The 6,310-nt window shown below is 25.8% G+C and carries 9 protein-coding genes; 7 read left to right on the top strand and 2 right to left on the bottom strand.

Going from position 1 to position 6,310, the window contains the following annotated elements; all coding sequences use genetic code 11:
• Positions 1-108: 108 nt before the first annotated feature.
• Positions 109-666 carry an AAA family ATPase gene (locus MBFIL_RS01960; RefSeq protein WP_084266259.1) on the bottom strand — a complete coding sequence of 186 codons (558 nt, stop codon included), beginning with the start codon at positions 664-666 and terminating at the stop codon, positions 109-111.
• Between the two features lie 256 nt (positions 667-922).
• On the opposite strand from MBFIL_RS01960, the gene MBFIL_RS01955 reads away from it, so the two are divergent.
• Complete coding sequence (locus MBFIL_RS01955) at positions 923-1,576, top strand: DUF998 domain-containing protein (protein ID WP_066970981.1); 654 nt, start codon at positions 923-925, stop codon at positions 1,574-1,576.
• 14 nt (positions 1,577-1,590) lie between these two features.
• Positions 1,591-1,749, top strand: a complete 159-nt coding sequence (locus MBFIL_RS10445; RefSeq protein ID WP_157078617.1) for a hypothetical protein — start codon at positions 1,591-1,593, stop codon at positions 1,747-1,749.
• Positions 1,750-1,864: 115 nt separating this feature from the next.
• Here the strand turns inward: MBFIL_RS10445 and cobT are convergent, their stop codons facing one another.
• Positions 1,865-2,923, bottom strand: coding sequence for a nicotinate mononucleotide-dependent phosphoribosyltransferase CobT (gene cobT, locus MBFIL_RS01950; protein WP_066970979.1), 1,059 nt, complete (start codon positions 2,921-2,923; stop codon positions 1,865-1,867).
• Between the two features lie 533 nt (positions 2,924-3,456).
• Here cobT and MBFIL_RS01945 point away from each other — a divergent pair.
• The 5 genes from MBFIL_RS01945 (at position 3,457) to MBFIL_RS01925 (ending at position 6,174) form a co-directional block, all read left to right on the top strand.
• Positions 3,457-3,693, top strand: a complete 237-nt coding sequence (locus MBFIL_RS01945; protein ID WP_066970977.1) for an AbrB/MazE/SpoVT family DNA-binding domain-containing protein — start codon at positions 3,457-3,459, stop codon at positions 3,691-3,693.
• The gene (locus MBFIL_RS01940) at positions 3,690-4,079 is read left to right on the top strand and encodes a type II toxin-antitoxin system VapC family toxin (RefSeq protein WP_066970974.1); all 390 of its coding nucleotides are present in this window, start codon (positions 3,690-3,692) and stop codon (positions 4,077-4,079) included. The genes MBFIL_RS01945 and MBFIL_RS01940 overlap by 4 nt, the downstream gene beginning before the upstream one ends.
• Before the next feature lie 159 nt (positions 4,080-4,238).
• Positions 4,239-4,694 (top strand): MarR family winged helix-turn-helix transcriptional regulator, encoded by a 456-nt coding sequence (locus MBFIL_RS01935; RefSeq protein WP_066970972.1) that lies wholly within the window; start codon positions 4,239-4,241, stop codon positions 4,692-4,694.
• A gap of 9 nt (positions 4,695-4,703) precedes the next feature.
• Positions 4,704-5,588 (top strand): DUF2156 domain-containing protein, encoded by an 885-nt coding sequence (locus tag MBFIL_RS01930; protein WP_066970970.1) that lies wholly within the window; start codon positions 4,704-4,706, stop codon positions 5,586-5,588.
• A 1-nt stretch (position 5,589) separates the two neighbouring features.
• Positions 5,590-6,174, top strand: a complete 585-nt coding sequence (locus MBFIL_RS01925; RefSeq protein ID WP_066970968.1) for a GNAT family N-acetyltransferase — start codon at positions 5,590-5,592, stop codon at positions 6,172-6,174.
• Positions 6,175-6,310: the final 136 nt, after the last annotated feature.

Below are 6,310 nucleotides of genomic sequence, written 5' to 3'. Positions count from 1 at the left end.
AATAGATATTCAATGAAAAACATAGACAACAAATAAAAAAAACTACAAAAAATAATTTACAATCTAACCACAACTAAGAAAATTCACTGTCATCCATCAACTGAAAAATTAATTATTGCACAGCCAAAGTAATCCTGGAAATCCACCAATGATTATTTTTTCAATGATAAATTCTAATTGGATTTGATCGTCTAGAACATTAATAGTACTTTTAGAACCATCAAACAAGCTTTTCATACTGATTTTTCCTGACGAAAAACCTAATTCTTGCCATGACATTGTTCTCATATCCAGTGTGGTAAATCGTCCTGCTCCAGAGTGCATCTTTATGCTTTCTTCAGGATTCGCTGAACCTGTCAATATAAATTGTGCTGGACGACCTCGATTATCTATTTCATGCCGTATATAATTCCAAAGTTTTGGCTGTTCTTGCCATTCATCAATTAATCTAGGAGTTTTACCAAGTAACAGATGGTATGGTGCATTTTCCATCATCATAGATACTTGTTCATCTTGGTCAACATTTAAAATACTGTTTGCTACTTGTTTAGCGGATTCTGTTTTCCCACATGATTTAGGACCTCGTATCAGCACTGTTCCAGAGGCATCTAACTTTCTTTTAAGCTCTTTCTCAGATATTCTTTTTATATATAACATATTTCTCATTTTAGATGTTTTACTTTACATATTTTAGATGTTTTACTTTACACTTTTTAGGTTTTTTACTTTACATATTTTAGATGTTTTACTTTACACTTTTTAGGTTTTTTACTTTACATATTTTAGATGTTTTACTTTACACTTTTTAGATTTCAATTTTATAACAAAAATAGCTTGAATGATAATGAATAGATGAAATAGATGGGGAAAAGCCTAAAAATAGAAAATAATAAATAGTATAATTTATATAAAAATAAGATTCATGAATAATAATTTAAATAATAATTTAATAAAAATAATTAGTTTATTTGGATTAATTGGACTCATATTTTATTTTCTACATGTAATCACTGGTGAAATCTTTTATCCAAATTATAATCCATTAACACAGGCAATAAGCGATTTAACTGCATTAAGTTCTCCATCAAGAAATATAGCATTATTATTTTCCTTGTTTTATGGGATATTCACAGTATTATTTTCCTTTGGATTTTTTATATATTATAAAGGAAAAATTAATAGAATTATTACCAGTGCTTCCTTTGTTTTCACTATCATGACCATTATTTCATTTATAGGTTATACATTTTTCCCATTATCTGAATCTGGATACGCTGGATCATTCCAGGATCAAATGCATATTGTGGTAACGGTTTTTGTTGTGATCTTTACAATAACTGCAATAATATTGTTTATAATAGGATTTTTTAAAACAAAAAAATATAAATATTTTGGTATTATTTCATTAGCTACATTAATATTGTTATTTACAGGAGCGATGCTAATGAATATACTGCCAAATGAATATTTTGGAATAGTTGAACGGATAAATGTTTATTCAATAGTGGTATTCACTGGCTTATTGTCTTTATGGATGTATAAATATGTACAAAAAATAAACACCCAAATTCAATAAAACAATTAGCAAGAATGATTGAAAAAGATGTAGGAATTATACAACCTAAGATTAAAAATTTAGAAAAAGAAGGATTAATTGAGCTTAAAGATGGATCTAAAAAAAATAAAATACCTCATTTTATTTATGATGATATATCCATATGTTTAGTACTTAAACATTTATTTTTCTAATAATATCATTTATCATTAATAAAAGTCATTATATCTTCATTATCTTATAAAGATATAGTACCATACAAACCACAGGAATTTCAAATAAACAATACAATTCTATTGGTTAATATAGCTATTTCTCACAAACTTCTACTATTTTTTCTCTTATTTCATCTATTGAATATCCAAGTAAAAGTCCTGTAAGCATAGCTCCTCCAGCTCCTACTCCTTCTTTAACAAAACCTTTTAGATAGTTTTTAAGTCCTACATGTCCTGATTTTTCAAATGCTGGATCAATAACATGAATAGCTATATCATTAATTTGTGAGACTATATTAAATAAATCTGCACTTTCATCACTTGCTACAAAGGTTGTTGTTCCAAGACATATCTTTGAAAAGTCAAAGTCAGGTTCTACTGCTTTTATAAAACTGCAAACTGCAGCCATTTGAGTACCTCCTGCAAGAATCACTGGAATGTCACTTCCAATAACTAAGCCTGCAACAGATGGGATCATAGGATCTCCCACAGCTTCAACGGATTTAAATGGATCAACATTTCCAATAGCTATTTTGGAGTTAGCTATTCCTTCGAGAACTGTTTGTTTTTTAAGATTATGTGGGTTTTCTGGTGTACTTCCACTTACTTTAAAGTCAGCATCATAACCTAATGCTGTTAAAACACCTAATGCTGTGGTGGTTCCAGCAGGAATACTTTCACCAATAACTAAATAATCTCTTGTTTTAGATAATTCTTTAGCTATTAGCTTAGAATCTTCAAATATTTTCTCAGGATTTTCAACAGCCTTACCTGTTTTAATATTTCCTCCAGCAACGTCATTTACAAGTAGATATGGAACATCTGGTTTTATTTTAGATCCTGCATTAACAATTAAATAAGGAATATTTGTTAATTCAAGAACCGCTTTTGTAATCATTGCAGGTGTTGGAGCTGAAGCACCATTAATAATCGTTTGTGGTGGTATATCACAGCATAATAGCTCTCCTCGAACTATTAATTCTACATCTCCAGCTGGAGTATATTCCATAAGCTCTGGTGTTGCTCCAGCTCCTGTAATATTTGGTATTTGCGCTGTTGCTGTTGTAGCTATTACACATATAAAAAAGGGGTTTTTACCTTTTAATTCATTTAATAGTTCAGTAGAACCATATGATTTTAATCCATTGACCATTTTATTATCACTCAAATAATTTATAGTATTTTATAGTAATTTATAATAAAATTTATAAATAAGTATTAGAATTTTAACTTATATTTCTTCATATTTCTTAGTTTAATAATTTAATTATTATTTATAGTAATTTATTAATTTATTAATTTTTATACATTTCATATATTTATTTAAATATTCTAATAAATATTAAGATAATATATTTATTTAATATTCTGTAATTAATATTCATGTAATTATTTTTGTAAAAACCTATTCTAATTAAAAAATTACCAAATAAAACAGATTTATTTTGAAATTAAACTCTTTTTAAATCTAAAACTTGATTTTTATAATTTTTAATCCTAGTAAAAGCATTTCTTAATTTGAATTGCTTATTTTTTGAAATAGCATATGACAAAACTTTTTTTAAAAGTTTGAAGGTTTGTTTCATGATATGAAAAAGAGTATAGCATAATATTTAAATAGCTAATAATGATATAGTGTAATATGAAAAAATATTTCATTATGAAAAATAATATGGTTATGAAATAATGGTTCTTACAACAAAAATATATAACAAATTTCAAACAGTGATTCCTAAGGAAATAAGAGAAAAATTGCATATTACTGAAGATTACTTAGTTGAATGGTATTTGGATGAAAAAGGAGAAGTTAAACTTAAATTTGTTGAAGATTTAAGTTTTGAGAATATGGCAGGAATATTCAGTTCCCCTAAACCTACTGATGCAGTAAAGCTCAAAAAACAAGTGCAAAGAGGTAAAAAATGATTTTTTTAGATTCAAGTTTTTTAACTGCATACTTCAATGAAAGTGATCAGTGGCATAAGAAGTCATTAGCTGTTGCTAAGTTAATCATGTATAGAAAAAAAGTAATTTCTAACTTAATAATTTCAGAAACTGTAACTAATATAGGGAGCTTATTAAAGGGTAAAGCAGGGAATATTGTATATAATCATTTAATTAAAAATTATCATGTATTTTATGATAATAAAAAGAGATCAACAGGTGCAATGAAAATTTATTTAAAATATGATGGTGTTTTATCTCTAGCTGATTCTTTATCTGTTCAAATAATGAAAGAACAAAATATTACTGAAATAGCATCATTTGATTCAGATTTTGATAAAGTTAATGGAATTCTAAGATTGCATTAATTAATACTCTCCATTATTATTTATAATTTATAATATATAACAATTGTTATCAATGCTAATTGTTATCAATGACAACAGTTATATATTACGAAATTTATATATTAATTCTGCTTTGCTTTATTCTAAAAATAAAGTAAATACAGAATTCAGAGTTTTAAAATGCAAAAAATTAAAGATAAAAACAATATGAGTTATTATTTAAGTTCCTATATTTTAATTCTTAATAAATCTCATCACACATTTGTAAATCCTTATTTAAAAGAAAAAAACCTTAGTTATAATCAATATGAATTGATTTTACATATTTATCGTGATGAAGGTTCTATTCAAAGAAAGATAGCTTCAGATTATGGAATTGATAAATGTGGAGCCTCTAGATCCCTTAGACTATTAGAAGATAAAGAATTAATCATTAAAAAAATTGATGACAATAATAGACGTTCTTACAAGTTATTTTTAACAGAAAAAGGTAGAAATGTTGTTGAAGATATAATTGAAAAAGAAATCCAATGGGAAAACTATATTTGTGAAAAGATGAACATTGAAAAAGAAAAACTCTTTAAAATATTAAATAAAGCTTGCATTGGTTCTTTAGATTTAATAAAAAATGACTGATATGATAAAATGAGCGATACACACTTCAAACCAATATCTTTATCAGATAAACCTATATTTGATGATTATTTTAATAAAACCGATTTCAATAATGCTGAGAAGAATTTTTCTAATCTTTTCATGTGGAGAAAAATTTATGAATACGAATATGCGATAATTAACGATTGTTTATGTATAAAAGGCAAATTAAGAGATAGCAAAAAACCATTTTGTCATTTTCCATATGGTGGATGTGATATTAAAGATTCTTTATCTTTAATAAAAGAAATTTTTAAAAAAGAAAGTGATGTATTAATCATTAAACCATTACTCCCTGAAATGAAAAAATGCTTAGAAAAATCTTTAGATAATTTTACATTAATAGAAGACAGAAATTCATTTGATTATATTTATAATTCTAATAAATTGATCACATTACCTGGTTCTAAATTACGTAATAAACGTAGATGGCTTAAAAAATTTAGAGAAAACTATGATTATGTATATGAAGAGATTAATCCAACTAATTTAATTGAAGCAAAAGAATTTACTATAAATATTATTAAAAATTCTAACAATGATTTAAATGAAATTATAGCTATGGAAGAAATGTTTGATAATCTATTTGAATTAGATATTAAAGGATGTATTATTAGAGTTGATGGTAAAATTGCTGGAGTATCTACTGGAGAAGAACTAACTAAAGACACTGTTGTTATCCATTGTGAAAGAGCTGATACTAACTTTGAAGGAATTTATAATTGCATTAATCAAGAATTCTGCGAAAAACAATGGTCAAGTTATAAATTTATTAATCGTGAAGAAGATCTTGGAATTGAAGGATTAAGACAAGCAAAATTAACCTACCGTCCTGACTTATTATTATCTAAATATATTGCTAAAATAGAGGTTTAACATGCATTATCTTAATAAATTAGATGGAAATAGGATATTTTTAAGTTTAAGCCGAAAAGAAGATTTATATTTATATAATGATTGGTTAAATGATCATGAAATTAATTTAACATTTGGTAGGAGCCACATTGTTTTTAATGAGGAAAAACAAGCTGAATATATTGAAGATTATAATAATAGTAATGATAAATTTTTCTTGGTTATAGTAAAAAAAGGAAACGCTAATGAAGATGAGCAAGCTATTGGGATTGGATTATTGTATGATGTAGATTTTGTCCATGGAAAAGGTACTTTAGGTCTTTTATTAGATAAATCTTTCCAATCAAAGGGTTATGGTAAAGAATCCACTAACTTACTTCTTGAGTTTGCTTTCAATATTTTAAATTTAAATAATGTCATGTTATATGCCATTGATTTCAATGAGAAAGCAATAGCTATGTATGAAAGCTTTGGATTTAAAACGATTGGTCACAGAAGAGAAGCCTATCCTATAAATAATAAAGTTTATGATGAAGTGTATATGGATATATTAAAAAAAGAATTTAATTTAAGACAAGGATTTTTTAAAGAATATGATGTTTATTAAATGGCATAGTGTCATGACAATTTAATTCTAATAGTTTTAGATATAATATTTTGATAATTTTTTATCGGCTTTTTCTTTAGTAAAATTCCAATAAATTTTGCTCTCTTTTTTATTTCTTTCATCACACCATGCTGTA

It is taken from the genome of Methanobrevibacter filiformis (genome assembly GCF_001639265.1).
Classification (GTDB): domain Archaea; phylum Methanobacteriota; class Methanobacteria; order Methanobacteriales; family Methanobacteriaceae; genus Methanacia; species Methanacia filiformis.
This window is presented reverse-complemented; position numbering and strand designations above follow the sequence as displayed.

Bases quoted from the DNA above. Each gene is read 5' to 3' on its own strand.
- MBFIL_RS01960 (WP_084266259.1), bottom strand. From the start codon at position 666: ATGAGAAATATGTTATATATAAAAAGAATATCTGAGAAAGAGCTTAAA.
- MBFIL_RS01955 (WP_066970981.1), top strand. From the start codon at position 923: ATGAATAATAATTTAAATAATAATTTAATAAAAATAATTAGTTTATTT.
- MBFIL_RS10445 (WP_157078617.1), top strand. From the start codon at position 1,591: ATGATTGAAAAAGATGTAGGAATTATACAACCTAAGATTAAAAATTTA.
- cobT (WP_066970979.1), bottom strand. From the start codon at position 2,923: ATGGTCAATGGATTAAAATCATATGGTTCTACTGAACTATTAAATGAA.
- MBFIL_RS01945 (WP_066970977.1), top strand. From the start codon at position 3,457: ATGGTTCTTACAACAAAAATATATAACAAATTTCAAACAGTGATTCCT.
- MBFIL_RS01940 (WP_066970974.1), top strand. From the start codon at position 3,690: ATGATTTTTTTAGATTCAAGTTTTTTAACTGCATACTTCAATGAAAGT.
- MBFIL_RS01935 (WP_066970972.1), top strand. From the start codon at position 4,239: ATGCAAAAAATTAAAGATAAAAACAATATGAGTTATTATTTAAGTTCC.
- MBFIL_RS01930 (WP_066970970.1), top strand. From the start codon at position 4,704: ATGAGCGATACACACTTCAAACCAATATCTTTATCAGATAAACCTATA.
- MBFIL_RS01925 (WP_066970968.1), top strand. From the start codon at position 5,590: ATGCATTATCTTAATAAATTAGATGGAAATAGGATATTTTTAAGTTTA.